This window comes from Bradyrhizobium sp. NBAIM08, from assembly GCF_020193935.1.
Lineage (GTDB): Bacteria > Pseudomonadota > Alphaproteobacteria > Rhizobiales > Xanthobacteraceae > Bradyrhizobium > Bradyrhizobium yuanmingense.
This window is the reverse complement of the sequence record NZ_JADYVR010000004.1, coordinates 656,575-678,385: the sequence shown is the minus strand read 5'-3', so window position 1 is coordinate 678,385 and position 21,811 is coordinate 656,575. Positions and strand designations below refer to the sequence as shown.

Genomic DNA, 21,811 nt, shown 5'->3' with positions numbered 1-21,811 from the left:
AAAGTGGGGGCCTGCAACGGAAGCAAGCCAGGAACCTAGACATGACCGACCAGCATTTTGCCCTGTTCGACACAAGGATCGGCCTGTGCGCCATCGCCTGGGGCCCGCGGGGCATCAACGGCACGCAATTGCCGATGGGCGGCGAGCAGAAGATCCGCACCCGCATCAGCCAGCGTCATGCCGACGCCGTTGAGACCGAGCCGACCGCCGAGGTGCAACAGGCGATCGATCGCATGACAAAACTGCTCGCCGGCGAGCCGGATGATCTCACCGACATTCCGCTCGACCTCGACGGCGTGCCCGAGTTCAATCGCAGCGTCTACGACATCGCCCGGGCGATTCCGCCGGGCAAGACCATCACCTATGGCGACATCGCAAAACAGCTCGGCGGCGTCCAGCTGTCTCGCGACGTCGGCCAGGCGCTCGGCCGCAACCCGTGCCCGATCGTCGTGCCCTGCCATCGCGTGCTCGCCGCGGGCAACAAGCCCGGCGGCTTCTCGGCGAATGGCGGCGTGGTCACGAAGCTGAAGATGCTGGAGATCGAAGGCGCGCTGGTGAACCACACGCCGAGCTTGTTCGATTGAAGATACCAAAGCTTGCTCGGCGTCATGGCCGGGCTTGACCCGGGCATCCACGTGTTCCTTTGCGGTACAAAGAACGTGGATGCCCGGGACAAGCCCGGGCATGACGGTGTTGAGAGCGGCCGCTCGCCCTAAATCTTCGTCGCCGTCTTCGGCCAATACCGATCACGCAAATGCCGCTTCACCAGCTTGCCGGTGGGCGTGCGCGGCAGCTCGGCTTCGAAATCGATCGAGCGCGGGCATTTGATGGCGGAGAGGCGGCTCTTGCAATAAGCGATCAAATCGGCTTCGAGCGCCTTGCCGGCGCGGCTCATGTCGTGCGGCTGCACCACCGCCTTGACCTCTTCGCCCATCTCCTCGTTCGGCACGCCGAACACCGCGACGTCGGCGACCTCGGGGTGCGTGATCAGCACGTCCTCGGTCTCCTGCGGATAGATGTTCACGCCGCCCGAGATGATCATGTAGGACTTGCGGTCGGTGAGATAGAGGAAGCCGTCCTTGTCGAGATAGCCGACATCGCCGAGCGTCGACCATCCCTTGGCGTTGTAGGCCTTCTTCGTCTTCTCGGGGTCGTTGTGATAGGTGAAGGCGGGCGCGTCGGCGAAATAGACCGTGCCGATCTCACCGACCGGCTGCTCCTCGTCGTTCTCGTCGAGAATCTTGATCTTGCCGACCACGGCGCGGCCGACGCTGCCGCGATGCTCCAGCCATTGCTGCGAATTGCAGACGGTGACGCCATTGCCTTCAGACCCGGCGTAATACTCGATCAGGATCGGCCCCCACCATTCGATCATCTTGGCCTTGACGTCGATGGGGCAGGGCGCGGCGGCGTGGATCGCGCCCTTCAGGGTGGAGACGTCGTACCTCGTGCGCACCTCGTCCGGCAGCTTCAGCATGCGCACGAACATGGTCGGCACCAGCTGCGATTGTGTCACCTTGTACTTCTCGACCAGCTTCAGGAACTCTTCAGCGTCGAAATGCTCCATGATGATGGAGGTGCCGCCGAGCACGATCGCCATCATGTTGAAGCGCAGGGGTGCCGCATGATAGAGCGGCGCCGGCGACAGATAGGTGCTCTCCGCATTCATGCCGCACATGTCGGCGCAGAGCACGCGGAGGAAGGCGTTCGGCACGTCGATCCTGTTGCCTTCGAAAGCCTTCTTGATTCCCTTAGGGCGCCCGGTGGTGCCCGACGAATACAGCATGTCGTAGCCGGCGACCTCGTCGGCGATCGGCGTCGTCGGCTGCGCGGCGGCTTCCTTGTCGTAGGAGCGGAAGCCGGGCAGCGGGTCGTCCATCATGTAGAAGATCGGCTCGCCGGGCGTGCCTTTGATCAGGCCCTTGATCTGGTCAGCGCATTTCGGCGTCGTGATCACGACCTTGGCGCCGCAATCGGCGATGATGTAGTCGATCTCGTCTTGCTTCAGGTAGCGGCTGATCGCGGTGTAATAGAGCCCGCTGCGCTGTGCCGCCCAGCACAGCTCCATGAAGGCGAGCCGGTTCTCCATCAACAGCGCGATGTGGTCGCCGGCCTTGAGGCCAAGCGAGCGGAACAGCTGCGCGCCCTGGTTCGAGAGCTCGTCGAGCTCGCGATAGGTGATCGCTTTGCCGGTCCCGGCCATCTGGTAGGCGATCTTGTCGGGCGTCGTCTTTGCGTGGATACAGGGGTGGGTCATGGCGTTTCCTCAAAACGCGAATGGCGAGTAGCGAGTGGCGAATAGGGAAGAAGGGCAAACCGCTCTTCGCCTACTCACCATTCGCTACTCGCCACTCGCTACTCGCTTTTGTTCTTCTTACAGCCGCTCCACGATCGTCACATTCGCCATGCCGCCGCCTTCGCACATGGTCTGCAGGCCATAGCGCTTGCCGCGCTGGTGCAGCGCGTGGACCAGCGTCGTCATCAGCTTGGTGCCGGAGCCGCCGAGCGGATGGCCGAGCGCGATGGCGCCGCCGTTGACGTTGAGACGCTCCGGGTCGGCGCCGGTGGTCTTCAGCCAGGCGGTCGGCACCGAGGCGAAGGCCTCGTTGACCTCGAACAGGTCGATGTCGCCGATCTTCATGCCGGCCTTCTCCAGCGCGCGCTTGGTGGCGTGCAAGGGAGCATCGAGCATGATCACGGGATCGCCGCCCGTCATGGTCATGTGATGGATGCGGGCGAGCGGCTTGACGCCGAGCTGCTTCAGGCCCTTCTCGTTCACCACCATGACGCCGGAGGCGCCGTCGCAGATCTGGCTGGCGCTGGCCGCGGTCAGCTTGCCGTTCTCGGCGATCAGCTTGACGCCCTTGATGCCGTCGAGCGTGACGTCGAAGCGGATGCCTTCGTCGATGTGGTGGGTGTCCTTGCTGCCGTCGGCACGGGTGATCTCGAGCGGCACGATCTCCTTCTTGAAGTGACCTGCTTGCGTCGCCGCGATCGCGCGCTGATGGCTGTCGTAGGAATATTGATCGAGCTCATCCTTGGAGAGGCCGTACTTCTCGGCCATCATCTCCGCGCCGGTGAACTGGCTGAACACGATGTTCGGATATTTCCTCTCGATGCCCGGGCTCTTGTAGTTGCCAAAGCCGTTCTTGGCCGGAAGCTGCGATGACAGGCCCATCGGCACCCGCGTCATCGATTCCACCCCGGCCGCGATCACGACGTCCATCGCACCCGACATCACCGCCTGCGCGGCGAAGTGCAGCGCCTGCTGCGAGGAGCCGCACTGACGATCGATCGAGGTGCCTGGCACACTCTCCGGCAGCTTCGAGGCCATGATCGCGTTGCGCGCGACGTTGTTGGACTGTTCGCCGACCTGCATCACGCAGCCCATGATCACGTCCTCGACCTGAGCCGGGTCGACCTTGGTGCGGTCGACCAGCTCGTCCAGCACCTTCGCGGCGAGATCGGCCGGATGCCAGCCGGCGAGACGGCCCCCCTTGCGCCCGCCGGCGGTGCGCGCAGCGGCGACGATGTAAGCCTCGGCCATTTCGGTCTCTCCCATGATTATTTTGGATTGGGTTGTCGGGGCGGATTTAAGAGGCGGATCATCGTTTAGTCAATCGATCAATTAACTCTTGTGATGAGGCGCTGCTTGCGCTTATCTGCGCCCCGCTTCCAGCGGCCAAACAGGGATCTCCGTGGCGACCAGCGTACCGAACAGGCTCCCCAGCGGGAAAAATTCCACGGCAGAGAAATTGCTGGTGGCCGCGAGCGAGCTGATGATCGAACGCTCCTCGATCGAGATCTCGCTGTCCGATATTGCGCAGAAGTCGGGCGCCAACGCGGCCCTGGTCAAATATCACTTCGGCAACAAGGACGGCCTCTTGCTGGCGCTGCTGGCGCGGGATGCCGCGACCGAGATGACCAATCTCGAATATCTGCTGGCACAGCCGATCACGTCGACAGCGAAGCTGAAGCTGCACATCGCCGGCATCATCCGTGCCTATCACCGGTTCCCCTACATGAACCGGCTGATCCACTATCTCTTGCACGAAACCAGCGCGAGCTCTGCCGACGAAGTCTCGAAATTCTTCGTTGCCCCGCTGCTGGACTTCCATCGCCGCCTGCTGGCGGAAGGCGTCAGCCGCGGCGAATTCCGCCCGACTGATCCGGTACTGTTCTACACCAGCCTGATCGGTGCCTGCGATCACCTGTTCTTCGGCCGGCACGCGATGTCCCGCGCCACCGGCGTCGGCCCGGTCACTGACGATGTCTGCCGGCAATACATCAAGCACATGGAAACGCTGATCTGCGGCGGCATCCTCACGCAAGCCGGGGAAGCCGCTGCGGCCGGATAGTCCGGCCGACACGTGACAAGTCTAGAGAAGAAACGCTCAAGGAAAGGTACAAGCGATGCAATTAAAAGACGTAGCCGTTCTCATCACCGGCGGCGGCTCGGGCCTTGGTGCCGCGACCGCCCGCGCCATGGCCGCCAAGGGCGCCAAGATCGGCGTGATCGATCAGAGCAAGGAAAACGCCGAGAAGGTGGCCGCCGAAGTGAAGGGCGTCGCGCTGCACGCCGACGTCACCAGCGAGGAGCAGATCAAGGCAGCGATCGCCAAGGCGGAAGCCGCACACGGCGTCGCCCGCGTGCTGATGAACTGCGCCGGCATCGGCGGCTCGCAGCGCATCGTCGGCCGCGACGGTGTCTATCCGCTCGAAAAGTTCGCACGCATCATCAACGTCAATCTGATCGGCACCTTCAACTGCCTGCGGCTGTTCGCCGAGCGCCTCGTTACTGCGGAGCCGATCGGCGAAGAGCGCGGCGTCATCATCAACACGGCCTCGGTTGCCGCCTACGAAGGCCAGATCGGCCAGATCGCTTATTCGGCCTCGAAGGGTGGCGTCGTCGGCCTGACGCTGCCGGCCGCGCGCGATCTCGCCAGCCAGAAGATCCGCGTCAACACCATTGCGCCCGGCCTGTTCTTCACGCCGCTGCTGATGGGCCTGAACGAAGAGGCCCGCAAGAGCCTGGGCGCCCAGGTGCCGCATCCCTCGCGTCTCGGCGATGCCAACGAATACGGCATGCTCGCGGTGCACATCGTCGAGAACCCGATGCTGAACGGCGAGACCATCCGCCTCGACGGCGCGATCAGGATGGCGCCGAGGTAGGTGCTTTCTTCCTTCTCCCCTTGTGGGAGAAGGTGGCATAGGCGGCCTTAGGCCGCCGTTCTTAAGAACGCCGAAGCGAAGCTTCGGCTACGGCGCCGGATGAGGGGTTGTCTCCACAATCTCATTTGTGGAGGCAGACCCCTCACACAAGCGATTGTGCGGCTAGCGATTTACATGCCCTCTCCCGCAAGGGGAGAGGGCGCAGCAATCGGCGCCGCGACTCGCGGCAAGTGCGAGGCCCCCATGTCCCAACCGCTGCTGATCGAGCATGACGATGGCGTCGACCGGGTGACGCTCAATCGGCCCGAGCACCTCAACGCGCTCGATCCCGCGCTGATCGATGCGCTCAACGATTATTTCCAGGGCCTGCAACGCAATCGCGACACCCGCGTCGTCGTGCTCAAGGGCGCCGGCAGGAATTTCTGCGCCGGCCTCGATCTCAAAGCTGCGATGGCGCGCCGGGCCGGGCAGCAGGAGCCACCCGGTGTCACGGAGTCGCTGGATTCGCAGCGGCGCATCGCCGACATCGTGATGCTGATGCGGCGCTGTCCGCAGCCGATCCTGGCGCTGGTGCAGGGCGCGGCTGCCGGCGGCGGCTTCGCGCTGGCGCTGGCCTCCGACATCCGCATCGCGACGAGATCGGCGCGGATGAATTGCGCTTTCATCAAGCTCGGGCTCGGCGGCTGCGATATCGGCACCAGCTATTTTCTGCCGCGCCTCGTCGGCGTCTCCGTCGCATCCGAGCTGATCCTCACCGGGCGCTTTATCGGAGCGGAGCGCGCGCTCGCGGTCGGCCTCGTCTCGGAGGTCGTGGACGAGGACAAGCTCGATGACGCGGCCGCGTCTTATGTCGAGGCGATGATGACGGCCTCGCCCGTGGGCCTGCGGCTATCCAAGGAATGCCTCAACATGAGCGTCGATGCCGGCTCGCTCGAAGCCGCGATCGCGATGGAGGATCGCAACCAGGTCCTGTGCAGCCGCTCGGAAGAGTTTTCGGAAGGCATCAGGGCCTTCCTTGAGAAGCGAAAGCCTGTCTATATCAGGCGCTGAACGATGAAGATCCGCAAAGGACAATAATTCCGGGAGACGCAAAATGAGTGGAAGCGCGGCGGCAGTGATGACGAAGCCCGCCTTTCGCAAGGTCCAGTGGCTCGCGCGCGACATCGACGTCGAGCGTCGCGGCGACGGCACGGTGGTGCTGAAGTCGCGCATTCCGCTGCAGCCTTATGAGAAGCACATCCCGGCGTCGCTGGCGAAATGGGCGAAGGAAGCGCCCGAACGCATCTGGCTGGCGCAGCGCGGCGGTCCGAACCGCGAATGGCGTAAGGTGTCCTATGGCGAAGCCAAGCGCATTGTGGACGCGCTGACGCAAGGCCTGCTCAATCTCAAACTCGACGGCCGGCCCGTCACGATCCTCTCCGGCAATTCGATCGAGCATGCGCTGATGACGCAGGCCGCGATGCAGGCGCGCGTCCCGGCAGCGCCGGTGTCGCCGGCCTACTCCTTGATGAGCCACGACCACGTCAAGCTGAAGTACCTGTTCGAACTCATCAAGCCGGCCGTATTGATGGTGCAGGACGGCCCGACCTTCGAGAAGGCGCTGAAGGCGCTCGACCTCCGCGGCGTCACAGTCGTTCACGTCGCTCGGCCCTGCGAGGGCATCAAGAGCGTCAGCTTCGCCGAGCTCGCGGCAACGCCTGTCATGACCGATGTCGAGGCATCGATCGCGAAGATTACGCCGCAGACCGTCGGCAAACTGCTGTTCACATCAGGCTCGACCGGCATGCCCAAGGCCGTCATCAACACGCAGGAGATGATGTGCGCCAATGCGGCGATGATGATGCAGGTGCGGCCGCGCGATCCGAACGGGCCGATCTCGACCATGCTGGACTGGATGCCCTGGAACCACACCATGGGCGGCAATGCCGCGTTCCACCCGATCCTGGTCGACGGCGGCACGCTCTATATCGACGACGGAAGGCCGATGCCGGGCCAGTTCGAGGAGACGCTGCGCAATCTGCGCGAGATCTCGCCGACCTATTATGCCAACGTGCCGGCCGGCTATGCCGCGCTGGCAGCGGCCATGGAGAAGGACGACGCGCTCTGCCGTTCCTTCTTCAAGAATCTCTCGATCATGGCCTATGGCGGCGCGCGTCTGCCCGACGATCTCTACAACCGCATGCAGTCGCTGGCGGTGAAGACGACAGGCGAGCGCATCGTGTTCTACACCGGCTGGGGTTCGACCGAGACCGCGCCGACCTCGACCGGCACCTATTGGGACACCGAGCGCGTCGGCCTGATCGGCCTGCCGTTCCCCGGCGTCGAGTTGAAGATGGTGCCGTGCGGCTCGAAATACGAATTGCGCCTGCGCGGCGTCAATGTCACGCCCGGCTATTTCGGCCAGCCTGAGCTGACGAAGAAGATGTTCGACGAGGAAGGTTTTTATTGCATCGGCGATGCCGGCGTCTTCGTCGACGATTCCGATCCGGTGCAAGGCATCATCTTTGCCGGCCGCGTGGTGGAGGACTTCAAGCTCACCACGGGCACATTCGTACATGTCGGCTCGCTGCGGACCGATGCGATCGCGGCCGCCACGCCCGTGGTGCACGACGCGCTGGTCGCGGGGCAGGACCGTCCCTTCATCGGCCTCCTGGCCTGGCCGAACCTGCACGCCTGCCGCCAGCTGGTCGGCAATCCCGATCTCAGCTTTGCGGATGCTGTGAAGCATCCCGAGGTGATCGCTTGCTTCAGGCGCGGCCTGGAAGCCCACAACCGTGAATGCGAAGGCGCCAGCAGCCGTATCATCGCGCGCGCGATGCTGATGGTCGAGCCGCCCTCGATCGACGGCAACGAGCTCACCGACAAGGGCTACATCAACCAGCGTGCCGGCCTGGAACGCCGCGCCGCGCTGGTGGAGCGGCTCTATGCGGACAAGCCGGATCAGGATGTGATCGTGCTGAAATGAAGACGACACTCGCTCCATTCGTCATTCCGGGGCGCGCGCAGCGCGAGCCCGGAATCCATCGGGCCGCATATGCGTGGCGAAATGGATTCCGGGTTCGCCGCTGCGCGGCGCCCCGGAATGACGGCAATAAATGACAACGAATAAGAGGTAAGCCCGCCATGAACTTCGATTTCTCCGACGACCAAAAACAGCTCCGCGACCAGGCGCGCAAGTTCCTCGCCGAGAAATGCTCGCCCAAGGCGGTGCGTGTCGTGCTCGACGGCAAGGCGCCTTACGACAAGGAGCTGTGGAAAGGCCTCGCCGAGATGGGCTTCCTCGGCGTCGCGATTCCCGAGGAGTTCGGCGGCGCCGGCGCCGGTCATCTCGAGCTGTGCGTAATCGCGGAAGAAATGGGCCGGGCCAACGCGCCGGTGCCGTTTTCCTCGACCGTGTACCTCGCCGCCGAAGCGCTGCTGATCGCCGGCAGTGACGCGCAGAAGAAGAAATGGCTGCCGGCGATTGCTTCCGGCGAGGCCATTGGCACGCTGGCGCTGTTCGAGGGCAAGGGCAACCCGTCGCCGAAGAACGTCAAGCTGACGGCTGCGAACGGCGTGCTCAACGGCGTCAAGAAGCCGGTCGCCGACGGTGCGATTGCCGATTTTGCGGTGGTCGCCGCGCGCACGGGATCGAGTGGGCGCGACAATGACATCTCGCTGTTCCTGGTCGATCTCAAAGCCGGCGGCGTCGATGTGAAGAGCCTCACCAATCTTGATCCGACCCGCGGACAGGCCGAGATCACCTTCAAGGATGCCAAAGCCGAGCCGCTCGGAGCTGCGGGCGACGGCTGGAGCATCCTCACCCAGGTGCTCGACCGCGCCGCGGTGCTGTGCGCGTTCGAGCAGGTCGGCGGCGCCGACCGAGCGCTGGAGATGGGCCGCGACTACGCGTTGGACCGCATCGCCTTCGGCCGCCAGATCGGCTCGTTTCAGGCGGTCAAGCACATGCTCGCGGACATGTACGTCTCGGCGACGCTGGCGCGCTCCAACAGCTATTACGGCGCCTGGGCGCTCTCGACCAATGCGGCCGAACTGCCGGAAGCCGCCGCCGCCGCGCGCATCAGCGCGACGCAGGCGTTCCAGCACTGCGCCAAGAACAACATCCAGGTCCACGGCGGCATGGGTTTCACCTGGGAGTTCGACTGCCACATGTACTATCGCCGCGCCAACGCGATGGCGCTCGGGCTCGGCAGCCTCACTTATTGGGAAGATCAGCTGATCGATCGGATGCGGAAGAAGAACGCAGCGTAACGACAGGTGCGTAGGGTGGGTTAGCCGAAGGCGTAACCCACCCTCGACCGGCAGTGCTCGACAGAATTGGTGGATGACGCCTCCGGCTAATCCACCCTACGGACAACAGAGAAGCAAGATGAACTTCGACGACACCCCGCAGGAAGCCGAGTTCCGCGCCACCGCCCGCGCCTGGATCAGTGCCAACGCGCCCAAGCAATACGAGGACGAGCTGCGCAAATCCTCACTCGGCCGCACCGTGCTCAAGAACGCCAACATTCTCGAAGTGGCGAAGGCGTGGCAGAAGAAGAAGGCCGACGCCGGCTGGGCCTGCCTGCACTGGCCGAAGGAATATGGCGGCCGTGGCGCCTCGCCGATCGAGCGCGTGATCTGGCAGCAGGAGGAGGGGCCGTTCGGCCAGCTGTCCCGCATGTTCATCATCGGTCACGGCATGTGCGGGCCGACCATGATGGCGTTCGCGCGCGAGGAGCACAAGCGGACCTATCTGCCGCCGCTCGCCTCCGGCGAGAAGGTCTGGTGCCAGCTGTTCTCCGAGCCCGCCGGCGGCTCGGATGTCGCGGGCCTGCGCACACGCGCCGAGAAGGACGGCGACGACTGGATCATCAACGGCCAGAAGATCTGGACCTCGGGTGCACATTATTCAGACTACGGCATCCTGCTCACGCGCACCGATCCGACCGTGCCCAAGCACAAGGGCCTCACCATGTTCTTCCTGGACATGAAGAGCCCGGGCGTCGAGGTGCGGCCGATCAAGCAGGCGAGCGGCGCCTCGGACTTCAACGAGGTTTATTTCACCAATGTCCGCATCCCCGACCATCAGCGCCTCGGCGAGGTCGGTGACGGCTGGAACGTCTCGCTGACCACGCTGATGAACGAGCGCAGTGCGATCGGCGCGGCCGTCTCGACCGGTTTCCCCGAACTGTTCGAGTACTGCTCCAGCCTGATGCTCGACGACGGCCCGGCGATCGAGGATCGCGCGGTGCGATCCAAGCTGGCGAACTGGGCGGTGAAGGCAAGCGGGCTGAAATACACCAGCATGCGCGCGATCTCGGCGCTGTCGAGGGGCGAACGCCCAGGACCGGAGAACTCCATCGGCAAGCTGGTGGCCGGCTCCATGATCCAGGACGTTGCGACCTATGCGCTCGATCTGCAGGGCGCGTCCGGAATCGTCAGCGGCGAGGATGGCGAACTGGCGGGCCGTTTCCAGGCCATGCTGCTGCGTGCGCCGGGTACACGCGTCGAGGGCGGCACCGACGAGATCATGCGCAACATCATCGCCGAACGGGTGCTGGGCCTGCCCGGCGACATCCGCGTCGACAAGGACGTGCCGTTCAACAAGATCCCGACGAAGGGAAGATGACTTCGAATTCGTAGGGTGGGTTAGCGAAGCGTAACCCACCACGTTCGCAACGATACTCGACAGAAGTGGTGGGTTACGCCTTCGGCTAACCCACCCTACGCACCGCGCAAGGATTGAGAGGTCCGCCATGAATTTCGACGACACCCCGCAGGAAGCCGCGTTCCGCGAGACCGCGCGCAAATGGATCGAGGCCAATGCGCCGAAGGAATTGCAGGCCGAGCTGTCAAAGTCCTCGCTCGGCCGCATCCGCCTTGCCAATCGCGACATCGTCGATGTCGGCAAGGCCTGGCAGAAGAAGAAGTTCGAGGGCAATTGGGCCTGCCTGCACTGGCCGAAGGAGTATGGCGGCCGCGGCGCGACGCCGATCGAAAAGGTGATCTGGCAGCAGGAGGAGGGCGTCTACGGCAAGCTGACGCAGCCGTTCCAGATCGGCGAGGGCATGTGCGGCCCGACCGTGATGGCGTTCGGCAGCGAGGAGGCCAAGCGCCGTTACTTGCCGAAGCTCGCATCGGGCGAGGAGATCTGGTGCCAGCTGTTCTCCGAACCGTCTGCCGGCTCCGACGTCGCAGGGCTTCGCACCCGCGCGGAGAAGAGGGGCGACGTTTGGGTCGTCAACGGCCAGAAGATCTGGACCTCGGGCGCCCATTATTCCGACTACGGCCTTCTGATCGCGCGCACCGATCCCAACGTGCCCAAGCACAAGGGTCTCACGATGTTCTTCCTGGACATGAAGAGCCCCGGCGTCGAGGTGCGTCCGATCAAGCAGGCCAACGGCATGCAGGAGTTCAACGAGGTCTATTTCACCGATGTCGTGATCCCCGACAGCCAGCGGCTGGGCGCCGTCGGCGACGGCTGGAACGTCTCGCTGACCACGCTGATGAACGAGCGCATGTCGATCGGTGCGCGGCTCGCGACCGGCGTGCCCGAGATGTTCGAGCTCTGCTCGAACCTGATGCTGGAGGATGGCCTCGCCATCGACGATCCCGCCGTGCGCTCGAAGCTTGCGAGCTGGGCGGCCAAGTCGAACGGCCTGAAATACGCCAGCTACCGCACAATCTCGGCGCTGTCGAAGGGCGAGCGGCCGGGCCCGGAGAATTCGATCGGCAAGCTGGTCTCGGGCATGATGCTGCAGGACATCGCGACTTACGCCATGGACCTGCAGGGCGCGGCCGGTGTTCTCACCGGAAATGACGAGGAAACGGCCCAGGGCCAATTCCAGCAGATGCTGCTGTCCTCGCCCTCGATGCGCATCGCCGGCGGCACCGATGAGATCCTGCGCAACATCATCGCCGAGCGCGTGCTCGGCCTGCCGGGCGACATCCGCGTCGACAAGGACGTGCCGTACAACAAGATCCCGACCAAGGGGCGGTGATCGCGCGCGCTGAGCATGCACCAAGGGTGGGCAAAGGCGCAAAGCGCCGTGCCCACCCTTGCGTGTTGCTCACTCCACCCCGATCGTCGTCAGATCCTGGAACCAGTGCTGCGCCTGCACGAACTGCTTGATCTTCGGTGACAGCGCGTGCGGGTTGGTATCGTGGACGACCCACACCAGCGTGGCATCGTCCACAATCAGCGCGTGCGCCTGCGCCAGCAATTGGTCCTGCTTGGTGCTGTCGAACGTCTGCTTGGCCTCGTCGATCAGCGCGTCGACCTTGGGGTTCTTGTAGCCGCCCCAATTGACGCCAACCGGCGCGATCTGGCCCGAATGGAAGAAGCGGACGATGGCGTAGAGCGGATCCGAGGTGACATAGGCGATGTTGTTGGAGGTGATGCCGGCGTTCATCTCGTCGGCGGCGCCCTTGCGCCAATGCGTATAGAGCGTCTCCAGCTCGACCACCTTGAAGTCGATCTCGATGCCGATCTCCTTGAAGCTCTGCTGCAGGAATTCGTTCATCGGCAGTGACAGCATCTGGCCGGTGCCGCCTTGCGCGATGATGAAGGTGGTCTTCAGCGGCTTTGCTTTGGAATAGCCCGCTTCCTCCACCAGCTTCTTGGCGGCGGCGAGATCATATTTCAGCTCGAAGCTGGGCTTGCCGAACCACGGGCTCGACGGGTCGACCTGGCCCTTGGCGGGCTTGGCGAGGCCGTTCATCAGCCCGACGACTTCGTCGCGGTTGATCGCAAGATTCAGCGCCTTGCGCAGGCGGATGTCGGTCCAGGGCGAGCCCGGCAGCACGCTGAGGTGATAATTCCACACATGCGGCGTGACGTTGTCGACCAGCTTCATGCCCGCCGCCTTCAGCTGCGGCACGGCATCCGGGGCCGGCGTCTCGATCAGGTCGACCTGGCCGGCGAGCAGCGCATTGGTGCGCGTCAGCGCTTCCGGCATCGGCACCAGCACGATCTTGTCGGCCTTGGGAATGCGCTTCTTGTTCCAGTAGTCCGGATTTTTGCTGAGCTCGGCGAGCTCGCGCGGCACCAGCTTCGTCAGCTTGAACGGGCCGGTTCCGGAGGGCTGGCTGGCGAACTTGTCCCAATCCTTCCCGAGCTTCTCATATTGCGCCGGGCTCGAGACCAGGAACCACAGCATCTGATAGGGGAAGAAGGAATCCACCGTCTTGGTGGTGATCTCCACGGTGAAGTCGTCGATCTTGGCGTAGCTGGCGACGGAGGGAAGGCGGGTCTTGACCTGCGCGCTCTGCCGCTTGTCGAATTGCGGCGCCTTGTCGTTGAGCACCTTGTCGAGATTCCAGATCACCGCATCGGCGTTGAAATCGCTGCCGTCGTGAAACTTCACGCCCTTGCGCAGGGCGAAGCGCCACTTCGTCTTGTCGGCGTCGTCCACCTTCCATTCGGTGGCGAGGCCCGGCACCAGCTTGCCGGGGCGGTCGGCGACGTCCATTTCCCAGGCCACCAGCGGATCGTAGATCGTATAGGCCGTGAACTGATAGGCGCCGGCGCCACGATCTGGCTGGCCAGTGGTGAGTGGAATATCCGCCATCGAGATGCCGTAACGCACCACCGTTTCGGCGTGCGCCGTGATTACGGACACCGCCAATGCAAGCACGGCGAGACAGGTCGATAGGCGAATACGCATGGCCCAAAGCTCCAGGGGGGATCTGGAACCGAACCTGCAATCTTGATGCCAGAATAGGCAGCGCGCCGATTTCGCCCGTGCGTCATCACAAGGACTTGTCGTCGCAGGGGCAATTCGCAGAAAAAGTTTTCCCTTGGCATAGCCATTGCATACGATTGCATCAAAATTAATCATCGGAAGCCGGAAAGGGACTGAGGCGATGTTTATCAAGAACAACAACACACGGGCGGCGCTGATCGCGCTGGTGGCGCTTGGCAGCGCAGCTGCATGGCCGCGGGTGGCGGCTGCCGAAACTGTGCTGCGCATCGGCATGACTGCTGCCGATATTCCGCGCACGCTCGGCCAGCCCGATCAAGGTTTCGAGGGCAACCGCTTCACCGGCCTCACCATGTACGATGCGCTGACCAGCTGGGACCTGTCCTCTGCCGACAAGGCGAGCGTGGTGATCCCCGGCCTTGCCACCGAATGGAAGGTCGACGATGCCGACAAGACCAAATGGGTCTTCAAGCTGCGCCCCGGCGTCACCTTCCATGACGGCTCGCCGTTCAACGCCGACGCGGTGGTGTGGAACGTCGAGAAGGTGCTGAAGCAGGATGCGCCGCAATTCGACGCCAGCCAGGTCGGCGTCACGGCCTCGCGCATGCCGACGCTGGCCTCCGCGAAGAAGATCGACGACATGACCGTCGAGCTCACCACCAAGGAGCCCGACAGCTTCCTGCCGATCAACCTAACCAATCTGTTCATGGCAAGCCCGGCGAAGTGGCAGTCCTTCTACGACAAGGCCGAAGGCGCCGATGCCAAGGCGAAATCGCAGGCCGCATGGACCGCCTTCGCCAGGAGCGCCTCGGGCACCGGCCCGTGGAAGATGGCGAGCTTCACCCCGCGCGAGCGGCTCGAGCTGGTCAAGAACGCGACCTACTGGAACAAGGCGCGCGTGCCCAAGGTCGACAAGATGGTGCTGCTGCCGATGCCGGAAGCCAACGCGCGCACCGCGGCGCTGCTGTCCGGCCAGGTCGATTGGGTCGAGGCGCCGGCACCGGACGCGCTGCCCGAGCTCAAGCAGCGCGGCTTCAAGCTCTATTCCAACGAGCAGCCGCACGTCTGGCCGTGGCAGTTCTCGCGCGTCGAGGGCTCGCCCTGGAACGACATCCGAGTGCGCAAGGCCGCGAACCTCTGCGTCGACCGCGAAGGCCTCAGGGACGGTCTGCTCGCGGGGCTGATGGTGCCGGCGTCCGGCACCTTCGAGCCCGGTCATCCCTGGCGCGGCAATCCCACCTTCCAGATCAAGTACGACAAGGCGGCTGCGCAAAAGCTGATGCAGGAGGCCGGCTACGGTCCCAATAAGAAGCTGACCGTGAAGACGCAGACGTCGGCGTCCGGCTCGGGCCAGATGCAGCCCTTGCCGATGAACGAGTATCTCCAGCAGGCGTTGGCCGAATGCTATTTCGACGTCCAGCTCGACGTCATCGAATGGAATACGCTATTCACCAACTGGCGCCGCGGCGCCAAGGATCCCAGCGCCAACGGCTCGCACGCGACCAACGTCACCTACGCGGCGATGGACCCGTTCTTCGCGCTGGTGCGCTTCCTGCAGTCGGGCATGGCGCCGCCGGTCTCGAACAATTGGGGCTTCATCAACAACCCCAAATTCGACGAGCTGGTGAAGAAGGCGCGCCAGACCTTCGATCCCGCCGCGCGCGACGCCGCACTCGCCGAATTGCACGCAGCCTCCGTCGATGACGCCGCCTTCCTCTACGTCGCCCACGACGTCGGCCCGCGCGCCATGAGCCCGAAGGTGACAGGCGTCGTGCAACCGAAGAGCTGGTTCATCGACTTCTCGCCGGTGTCGATCGCGCAGTAGCTCTGTCGATTTGCTCGGTGCACCCTCTCCCCTTGTGGGAGAGGGTGGCTTCGCTTTAGCGAAGCCGGGTGAGGGGTCTCTCTCCGCGGATGCGGACCCTTCGATTGGAAAAGTTGCGTCCGCGGACCGAACCCCTCATCCGGCGCTTGCGCGCCACCTTCTCCCGCAAGGGGAGAAGGAAGAAAGAAGACCAGTGCTCGCCTATACCGCCAGACGCATTGTCTACGTCGTCCCGATCGTCATCAGCGTCGCGCTGGTGTGCTTCTTGCTCGTGCACATCACGCCGGGCGATCCGCTGGTCGCCGTGCTGCCGGCCGATGCGTCGCAGGAGCTCGCCGCGCAGCTGCGCGCCGCCTACGGCTTCGACCGGCCGCTGCCGGTGCAGTTCGGCCTGTGGCTGTTGCGTGCCCTTCACGGCGATCTCGGCAATTCCATCGCGACGGGGCGTCCGGTGCTGGCCGAGGTGATGCGCGCGGTCGGCAACACCGTCACGCTCGCGATTGCCGCCGCCATCATCGGCTTCACCATGGGCGTCCTGCTCGGCCTGATCGCCGGCTATTTCCGCGAGACCTGGGTCGACAAGGTCGCGACCTCCTTTGCCATCGCCGGCGTCTCGGTGCCGCATTACTGGCTCGGCATGCTGCTCGTCATCATTTTCTCGGTCCAGCTGAACTGGCTGCCCGCGGTCGGCGCCGGCCCCAGCGGCTCCAATTCCTGGGCCTGGGATTGGGCGCACCTCAAATATCTCGTGCTGCCGGCGATCACGACGTCGGTGATCCCGATGGGCATCGTCACCCGCACGGTGCGCGCGCTCACTGGCGACATTCTCTCGCAGGACTTCGTCGAGGCTTTGCGTGCAAAGGGCCTGCGCGAAACCGGCGTGTTCCGCCACGTCATCAAGAATGCCGCGCCCACCGCGCTCGCGGTGATGGGGCTTCAGCTCGGCTACATGCTCGGCGGCTCGATCCTGATCGAGACCGTGTTCTCCTGGCCTGGCTCGGGCTTCCTGCTCAACTCGGCGATCTTCCAGCGTGACCTGCCGCTGCTGCAGGGCACGATCCTGATCCTGGCGCTGTTCTTCGTCTTCCTCAATCTCCTGGTCGACATCGCCCAAGCCGCGATCGACCCGCGCATCAAGCGGGGCTAGCCGATGAGCGAGCTTCCGTTGTCCGCCACCGCCAGCGATGCCGCGCTGCAGGCCGCGCCCGCCACCAAGGCGCGCGGTTATTGGGCGACCGTCGGCCGCCGCATCATGCGCGACAAGGTCAGCATGGCCTGCGCTCTGGTGCTGCTGCTGATCTTCCTGTCCGCGATCCTCGCGCCGTGGCTCGGTCTCGAAGACCCCTACAAGGGTTCGATGATCCGCCGCCTCCGCCACATCGGCACCACAGGCTATCCGCTCGGCACCGACGAGCTCGGCCGCGACATGCTGGCCCGGCTGATCTATGGCGGGCGGCTGTCGCTGGTCATCGGCATCCTGCCGGTGATCCTGGCCTTCTGCATCGGCACCTCGCTCGGCATCATTGCCGGCTATGTCGGCGGCAAGCTCAACACCGCGATCATGCGCACGGTGGACGTGTTCTACGCCTTCCCGTCGGTGCTGCTGGCGATCGCGATCTCCGGCGCGCTCGGCGCCGGCATCCTCAACTCCATCGTGGCGCTCACCATCGTGTTCGTGCCGCAGATCACCCGCGTCGCCGAGAGCGTCACCACCGGCGTGCGCAACATGGACTTCGTCGAGGCCGCCCGTGCCTCCGGCGCGGGCGCTTTCACCATCATGCGCGTCCACATCCTCGGCAACGTGCTCGGCGCGATCTTCGTCTATGCCACCAGTCTGATCTCGGTCTCGATGATCCTGGCGGCCGGTCTGTCCTTCCTCGGCCTCGGCACCAAGCCGCCGGAGCCGGAATGGGGCCTGATGCTGAACACGCTGCGCACCGCGATCTACGTCAATCCCTGGGTCGCAGCCTTGCCGGGCGCGATGATCTTCGCGGTCTCGATCTGCTTCAATCTGCTCTCGGACGGCCTGCGTAGCGCCATGGACATCAGGAACTAGGCCATGAGCGAAACCAACACCTCCGTCGAAATGCTGGAGCCGGTCGAGGACCGCGGTGGGCTCGCGCAGCCGCTGCTGCAGGTCAACGGCCTGACCAAGCATTTTCCGGTGCGCGGCGGCCTGTTCGCCGCCAAGCGCACCGTGCGTGCCGTCGACAATGTCTCCTTCTCCGTCGCCAAGGGCGAGACGGTCGGCATCGTCGGCGAGTCCGGCTGCGGCAAGTCCACGACCGCGCGGCTGCTGATGCACCTGATGCCGCGCGATGACGGCGACATCATCTATGACGGCATGACCGTCGGCCAGTCGCTAAGCTTGCGCGAGCTGCGCCGCGGCATGCAGATGGTGTTCCAGGATTCCTACGCCTCGCTCAACCCGCGCCTGACGATCGAGGAATCCGTCGCCTTCGGTCCAAAGGTCCATGGCATGGCCGATGGCGCGGCGCGCAACCTGGCGCGAGAGCTGCTCGGCAAGGTCGGCCTGCGCCCGGAAAACTTCGCCAACCGCTATCCGCACGAGATCTCCGGCGGCCAGCGCCAGCGCGTCAACATCGCCCGTGCGCTGGCGCTGTCGCCGCGGCTGGTGATCCTGGACGAAGCCGTCTCGGCGCTCGACAAATCGGTCGAGGCGCAGGTGCTCAACCTGCTCGCCGATCTCAAGCGCGAATTCGGCCTCACCTATCTCTTCATCAGTCACGACCTCAATGTCGTCCGCTACATCTCGGACCGCGTGCTGGTGATGTATCTCGGCGAGGTCGTCGAGCTCGGCCCGGTCGACCAGGTCTGGGACAGCCCGGCGCATCCCTATACCCGCGCGCTGCTCGCCGCGATGCCGTCCTCCGATCCTGATCGCCGCACCGAAACGCCGCCGATCACGGGCGACCCACCCAATCCGATCGATCCGCCCTCCGGCTGCCGTTTCCACACCCGCTGCCCGTTTGCGGAGCCGCTCTGCGCAAATGCGACACCAAAGCTCACCGCGCTGGATAATATGGGCCACGAGGCCGCGTGCTACATGGCGATACCGGGTTCAGGCCACAGCCGCGCCCCCAGGGGAGAAACCGCATGACGAGACCGACACCGAAAGAGATCAAGCCGATCGCGCATATCGCCGGCGTCCCCGTGGACGACGAGATCGCAACCCGCATCTCCAATGCCATCGGCACCGCCTTCGAAGGCTTCGCCGCGATCGCCGGCACGCTGCCGTTCGATCTGGAGCCCGCAACTTACGTGCTCGCGCAGACGCAGAAGGTGTCCAAATGAGCCGTGAGCCCGCTCTGATGACGCTCACCGAGGTCGCGCGCGCGATCGCGATGAAGCAGGTGTCCTCGCACGAGGCGACGCGTGCGCTGCTGCAGCGCATCGCGCAGTGGCAGCCGCATCTCAACGCCTTCATGTCGATCGAGGCCGAGGCTGCATTGAAAGCGGCGGATGCCGCCGATGCCGAGCTCGCCAAGGGCAATGTCCGCGGTCCCCTGCATGGCGTCCCGCTCGCGCACAAGGACATGTACTACGATGCCGGCCACGTCGCGACCTGCGGCTCGCTGATCCGCCGCGACTTCGTGCCGAACGTCACGTCCACCGCCTTGCAGCGGCTCAAGGACGCCGGCCAGGTCCGGCTCGGCACGCTGCATCTCGCCGAGTTCGCCTATGGCCCGACCGGGCACAACGCTCATTACGGTCCGGTGCGCAATCCCTGGAACGTCGCCCATATCACCGGCGGCTCCTCGTCGGGCTCCGGCTCGGCGGTTGCCGCGCGCCTGACCTATGCGGCGCTCGGCTCGGACACCGGCGGCTCGATCCGCATGCCCGCGCATTTCTGTGGCGTCACGGGGCTCAAGACCACGGTCGGCCGCGTCAGCCGCGCCGGCGCAATGCCGCTGTCGCAATCGCTCGACACCGTCGGCCCGCTGGCCCGCACCGCCGAGGATTGCGCGCTCTTGCTGGCGCTGATGGCCGGGCCCGATCCCGCCGATTCGACCTGCAGCCACGAGCCGCTCGCGCACTACGTCGCAGCCACCAAGGCTTCGCTGAGGGGTCTCAAGATCGGCGTGCCCGCCTCGTTCTATGTCGACGATCTCGACAGCGAGGTCGCGCGCGTGCTGGACGAGACCATCGCGGTGCTCAAGCGCGAGGGCACCGACATCGTCAAGGTCGAGCTGCCGGACCAGCGGCAATTGTCCTCGGCCAGCCAGCTCGTGCTCGCCGCGGAAGCTGCCGCCTTCCACAAGCGCTGGATGATCGAGCGTCCGCAGGACTATGGCCCGCAAGTCCTGATGCGGCTTCAGAACGGCCTCGCCGTTCCCGCCATCACCTATCTCGAGGCGATGCGTTGGCGCGGGCCGGCGCTCGCGGCCCACAATGCCGCGACCGCAGGCGTCGATGCGGTGATCGCGCCGGCGTCCCCGGTGCCGGCGCCGACGATCGAGGAGAGCGACGTCGGCGGCGGCCCGAACGCGCCGGCGCTGTTGCAGCGGCTGACGCTGTTCACCCGCCCGGTGAATTTCCTGGGCTTGCCGTCACTGACCATTCCTTCGGGCTTCACCACGACCGGCCTGCCGGTCGGCATGCAGCTGATCGGCCGCTCCTTCGACGAAGCCACCCTGCTGACCATTGGCGCCGCGTTCCAGCGCATCACCGACTATCACGACCGATTGCCGAAGCTGCCGTCATGACAAACCTCGTCGAGATCTCAGGCCTCAACATCCGCTTCACCGGCGAGCGCACGGTCTATGCCGTGAACGATCTCAGTCTCTCGCTCGGCAATAGCGAGGTGCTCGGCCTGCTCGGCGAATCCGGTTCGGGCAAGAGCGTGACCTTGCGTGCCTTGATGCGGCTGTTGCCAAAGAAGCGCACGCAGATTTCGGGCACGGTCAACGTCATGGGACAGGACGTGCTAGCCATGAACGACGAGCAGCTGTCGTCGTTCCGCGGCCAGACCGTCTCGATGATCTTCCAGGAGCCGGCGCTTGCGCTCGATCCGGTCTACACGATCGGCGCGCAGATCGCCGAAAGCGTGGTGCGCCACGAAGGCAAGAGCTTTGCAGAAGGGCGCGCACGGGCGCTGGAGATGCTCGAGGTCGTGCGCATTCCCTCGGCCAAGCGCCGGCTGGATGCCTATCCGCACGAAATGTCCGGCGGCATGCGCCAGCGCGCGATGATCGCGCTTGCGCTCGCCTGCCGGCCGAAAATCCTGCTCGCGGACGAGCCGACCACGGCGCTCGATGCGACCGTGCAGATCCAGATCCTGCTGCTGCTGCGCGAGCTGCAGCGCGAGTTCGGCATGTCCGTCATCTTCGTCACCCACGACATCGGCGTCGCCATCGAGATCTGCGATCGCGTCGCGGTGATGTATGCCGGTCAGATCGTGGAGCAGGGGACCTTGCGCGACATCGTCCGCTCGCCGGTGCATCCCTATGCCAAGGGCCTGCTCGCCTCCACCATCCACGGCGCCAAGCGCGGACAGCGGCTGGAGACCATCCCCGGCACGCCGCCGTCGCTGGCCGAGAAGCCGCACAATTGCTCCTTCGCTCCCCGCTGCAAGCTCGCCGAGCCGCGCTGCCTGGAGCAATTGCCCGGGAATGTCGCGGTCGGGCCGGGTCGGGCGGCCAGATGCGTCCTGGCGGAGCCGGCCACCGTGCTGTCATAGTTTGGATGAATTGAGCCGGGCTGAGCGAGCCTCCAGCATTCACACCCCATTCATTCCGGTTCCCGTTCCATGGCGCCGTTCACGCAGAGGAACCTCACGGATGTACATTTCCAACGAAGGCCTGCTCGTCATCCTATTCGTCGGTCTCGTCGCCGGTTGGCTCGCCGGCAAGATCGTGCGGGGCGCCGGGTTCGGCCTGATCGGCGACATCGTGATCGGCATCTGCGGTGCGCTGGTGGCGAGCCTTCTGTTTCCAAAGCTCGGCATTCGCCTCGGCACCGGCTTGATCTCCCAGATTGTCTATTCTGCCATCGGAGCGGTCATCCTGCTGCTGGTGGTACGCCTAGTGCGCGGCGGGGGCCGGCTCTAGCCTCTGCATTCGGCTGAGCGGAACTTGAGCCGCGCTTTTCGCGGAAGCGGCTGAAAGCC

The 21,811-nt window shown here is 64.7% G+C and carries 19 protein-coding genes; 16 read left to right on the top strand and 3 right to left on the bottom strand.

The features are described 5' to 3' along the window. The first annotated feature begins 41 nt into the window (after nt 1–41). Nucleotides 42–584, top strand: a complete 543-nt coding sequence (locus I6F37_RS17895; RefSeq protein ID WP_035997007.1) for a methylated-DNA--[protein]-cysteine S-methyltransferase — start codon at nt 42–44, stop codon at nt 582–584. Between the two features lie 128 nt (nt 585–712). Here I6F37_RS17895 and I6F37_RS17890 read toward each other — a convergent pair whose 3' ends face one another. Further along, nucleotides 713–2,257, bottom strand: coding sequence for an acyl-CoA synthetase (locus I6F37_RS17890; RefSeq protein ID WP_035997010.1), 1,545 nt, complete (start codon nt 2,255–2,257; stop codon nt 713–715). Between the two features lie 117 nt (nt 2,258–2,374). Continuing rightward, the gene (locus I6F37_RS17885; protein ID WP_035997013.1) at nt 2,375–3,547 is read right to left on the bottom strand and encodes an acetyl-CoA C-acetyltransferase; all 1,173 of its coding nucleotides are present in this window, start codon (nt 3,545–3,547) and stop codon (nt 2,375–2,377) included. A 232-nt stretch (nt 3,548–3,779) separates the two neighbouring features. Here I6F37_RS17885 and I6F37_RS17880 point away from each other — a divergent pair, with 232 nt between their 5' ends. The 7 genes from I6F37_RS17880 (at nt 3,780) to I6F37_RS17850 (ending at nt 12,155) form a co-directional block, all read left to right on the top strand. Further along, nucleotides 3,780–4,358: a TetR family transcriptional regulator gene (locus I6F37_RS17880; protein WP_244608878.1), complete on the top strand. Its 579-nt coding sequence runs from the start codon at nt 3,780–3,782 to the stop codon at nt 4,356–4,358. A 55-nt stretch (nt 4,359–4,413) separates the two neighbouring features. Next, on the top strand, nt 4,414–5,172 hold the full coding sequence (locus I6F37_RS17875; protein WP_024337318.1) for an SDR family NAD(P)-dependent oxidoreductase: 759 nt from the start codon (nt 4,414–4,416) through the stop codon (nt 5,170–5,172). A gap of 243 nt (nt 5,173–5,415) precedes the next feature. After that, entirely contained in the window at nt 5,416–6,222 is an 807-nt protein-coding gene (locus I6F37_RS17870) for an enoyl-CoA hydratase/isomerase family protein (RefSeq protein ID WP_035997031.1), read from the top strand. A 43-nt stretch (nt 6,223–6,265) separates the two neighbouring features. Beyond that, a complete protein-coding gene (locus I6F37_RS17865) occupies nt 6,266–8,137 on the top strand; it encodes an AMP-binding protein (RefSeq protein ID WP_035997034.1) in 1,872 nt (623 codons plus the stop codon). 158 nt (nt 8,138–8,295) lie between these two features. Next, nucleotides 8,296–9,423, top strand: coding sequence for an acyl-CoA dehydrogenase family protein (locus I6F37_RS17860; RefSeq protein WP_035997037.1), 1,128 nt, complete (start codon nt 8,296–8,298; stop codon nt 9,421–9,423). Between the two features lie 118 nt (nt 9,424–9,541). Then, nucleotides 9,542–10,783 carry an acyl-CoA dehydrogenase gene (locus tag I6F37_RS17855; RefSeq protein WP_035997041.1) on the top strand — a complete coding sequence of 414 codons (1,242 nt, stop codon included), beginning with the start codon at nt 9,542–9,544 and terminating at the stop codon, nt 10,781–10,783. 127 nt (nt 10,784–10,910) lie between these two features. Continuing rightward, nucleotides 10,911–12,155: an acyl-CoA dehydrogenase gene (locus tag I6F37_RS17850; RefSeq protein WP_225152207.1), complete on the top strand. Its 1,245-nt coding sequence runs from the start codon at nt 10,911–10,913 to the stop codon at nt 12,153–12,155. A gap of 69 nt (nt 12,156–12,224) precedes the next feature. Here the strand turns inward: I6F37_RS17850 and I6F37_RS17845 are convergent, their stop codons facing one another. Continuing rightward, on the bottom strand, nt 12,225–13,820 hold the full coding sequence (locus tag I6F37_RS17845; protein WP_035997046.1) for an ABC transporter substrate-binding protein: 1,596 nt from the start codon (nt 13,818–13,820) through the stop codon (nt 12,225–12,227). A gap of 199 nt (nt 13,821–14,019) precedes the next feature. On the opposite strand from I6F37_RS17845, the gene I6F37_RS17840 reads away from it, so the two are divergent. The 8 genes from I6F37_RS17840 (at nt 14,020) to I6F37_RS17805 (ending at nt 21,752) form a co-directional block, all read left to right on the top strand. Continuing rightward, nucleotides 14,020–15,681 (top strand): ABC transporter substrate-binding protein, encoded by a 1,662-nt coding sequence (locus tag I6F37_RS17840; RefSeq protein WP_109142274.1) that lies wholly within the window; start codon nt 14,020–14,022, stop codon nt 15,679–15,681. 193 nt (nt 15,682–15,874) lie between these two features. Next, nucleotides 15,875–16,828 carry an ABC transporter permease gene (locus tag I6F37_RS17835; protein ID WP_074447673.1) on the top strand — a complete coding sequence of 318 codons (954 nt, stop codon included), beginning with the start codon at nt 15,875–15,877 and terminating at the stop codon, nt 16,826–16,828. A gap of 3 nt (nt 16,829–16,831) precedes the next feature. Beyond that, nucleotides 16,832–17,737, top strand: coding sequence for an ABC transporter permease (locus tag I6F37_RS17830; RefSeq protein ID WP_035997066.1), 906 nt, complete (start codon nt 16,832–16,834; stop codon nt 17,735–17,737). A 3-nt stretch (nt 17,738–17,740) separates the two neighbouring features. Next, a complete protein-coding gene (locus I6F37_RS17825; protein ID WP_035997070.1) occupies nt 17,741–18,802 on the top strand; it encodes an ABC transporter ATP-binding protein in 1,062 nt (353 codons plus the stop codon). Next, nucleotides 18,799–18,996 carry a hypothetical protein gene (locus I6F37_RS17820; RefSeq protein WP_035997073.1) on the top strand — a complete coding sequence of 66 codons (198 nt, stop codon included), beginning with the start codon at nt 18,799–18,801 and terminating at the stop codon, nt 18,994–18,996. Before I6F37_RS17825 ends, I6F37_RS17820 begins: the two co-directional genes overlap by 4 nt. Then, nucleotides 18,993–20,408: an amidase gene (locus I6F37_RS17815; RefSeq protein ID WP_225152204.1), complete on the top strand. Its 1,416-nt coding sequence runs from the start codon at nt 18,993–18,995 to the stop codon at nt 20,406–20,408. Before I6F37_RS17820 ends, I6F37_RS17815 begins: the two co-directional genes overlap by 4 nt. Next, a complete protein-coding gene (locus tag I6F37_RS17810) occupies nt 20,405–21,382 on the top strand; it encodes an ABC transporter ATP-binding protein (RefSeq protein ID WP_036020911.1) in 978 nt (325 codons plus the stop codon). The genes I6F37_RS17815 and I6F37_RS17810 overlap by 4 nt, the downstream gene beginning before the upstream one ends. Nucleotides 21,383–21,482: 100 nt before the next feature. Continuing rightward, nucleotides 21,483–21,752 carry a GlsB/YeaQ/YmgE family stress response membrane protein gene (locus I6F37_RS17805; RefSeq protein WP_035997080.1) on the top strand — a complete coding sequence of 90 codons (270 nt, stop codon included), beginning with the start codon at nt 21,483–21,485 and terminating at the stop codon, nt 21,750–21,752. Nucleotides 21,753–21,811: the final 59 nt, after the last annotated feature.

What these genes read in the sequence shown, in the direction of transcription:
- I6F37_RS17830 (WP_035997066.1), top strand. Translation starts at nt 16,832, where the DNA reads ATGAGCGAGCTTCCGTTGTCCGCCACCGCCAGCGATGCCGCGCTGCAG.
- I6F37_RS17810 (WP_036020911.1), top strand. Translation starts at nt 20,405, where the DNA reads ATGACAAACCTCGTCGAGATCTCAGGCCTCAACATCCGCTTCACCGGC.
- I6F37_RS17820 (WP_035997073.1), top strand. Translation starts at nt 18,799, where the DNA reads ATGACGAGACCGACACCGAAAGAGATCAAGCCGATCGCGCATATCGCC.
- I6F37_RS17815 (WP_225152204.1), top strand. Translation starts at nt 18,993, where the DNA reads ATGAGCCGTGAGCCCGCTCTGATGACGCTCACCGAGGTCGCGCGCGCG.
- I6F37_RS17895 (WP_035997007.1), top strand. Translation starts at nt 42, where the DNA reads ATGACCGACCAGCATTTTGCCCTGTTCGACACAAGGATCGGCCTGTGC.
- I6F37_RS17880 (WP_244608878.1), top strand. Translation starts at nt 3,780, where the DNA reads ATGATCGAACGCTCCTCGATCGAGATCTCGCTGTCCGATATTGCGCAG.
- I6F37_RS17865 (WP_035997034.1), top strand. Translation starts at nt 6,266, where the DNA reads ATGAGTGGAAGCGCGGCGGCAGTGATGACGAAGCCCGCCTTTCGCAAG.
- I6F37_RS17845 (WP_035997046.1), bottom strand. Translation starts at nt 13,820, where the DNA reads ATGCGTATTCGCCTATCGACCTGTCTCGCCGTGCTTGCATTGGCGGTG.
- I6F37_RS17840 (WP_109142274.1), top strand. Translation starts at nt 14,020, where the DNA reads ATGTTTATCAAGAACAACAACACACGGGCGGCGCTGATCGCGCTGGTG.
- I6F37_RS17825 (WP_035997070.1), top strand. Translation starts at nt 17,741, where the DNA reads ATGAGCGAAACCAACACCTCCGTCGAAATGCTGGAGCCGGTCGAGGAC.
- I6F37_RS17875 (WP_024337318.1), top strand. Translation starts at nt 4,414, where the DNA reads ATGCAATTAAAAGACGTAGCCGTTCTCATCACCGGCGGCGGCTCGGGC.
- I6F37_RS17860 (WP_035997037.1), top strand. Translation starts at nt 8,296, where the DNA reads ATGAACTTCGATTTCTCCGACGACCAAAAACAGCTCCGCGACCAGGCG.
- I6F37_RS17885 (WP_035997013.1), bottom strand. Translation starts at nt 3,547, where the DNA reads ATGGCCGAGGCTTACATCGTCGCCGCTGCGCGCACCGCCGGCGGGCGC.
- I6F37_RS17855 (WP_035997041.1), top strand. Translation starts at nt 9,542, where the DNA reads ATGAACTTCGACGACACCCCGCAGGAAGCCGAGTTCCGCGCCACCGCC.
- I6F37_RS17870 (WP_035997031.1), top strand. Translation starts at nt 5,416, where the DNA reads ATGTCCCAACCGCTGCTGATCGAGCATGACGATGGCGTCGACCGGGTG.
- I6F37_RS17890 (WP_035997010.1), bottom strand. Translation starts at nt 2,257, where the DNA reads ATGACCCACCCCTGTATCCACGCAAAGACGACGCCCGACAAGATCGCC.
- I6F37_RS17850 (WP_225152207.1), top strand. Translation starts at nt 10,911, where the DNA reads ATGAATTTCGACGACACCCCGCAGGAAGCCGCGTTCCGCGAGACCGCG.
- I6F37_RS17805 (WP_035997080.1), top strand. Translation starts at nt 21,483, where the DNA reads ATGTACATTTCCAACGAAGGCCTGCTCGTCATCCTATTCGTCGGTCTC.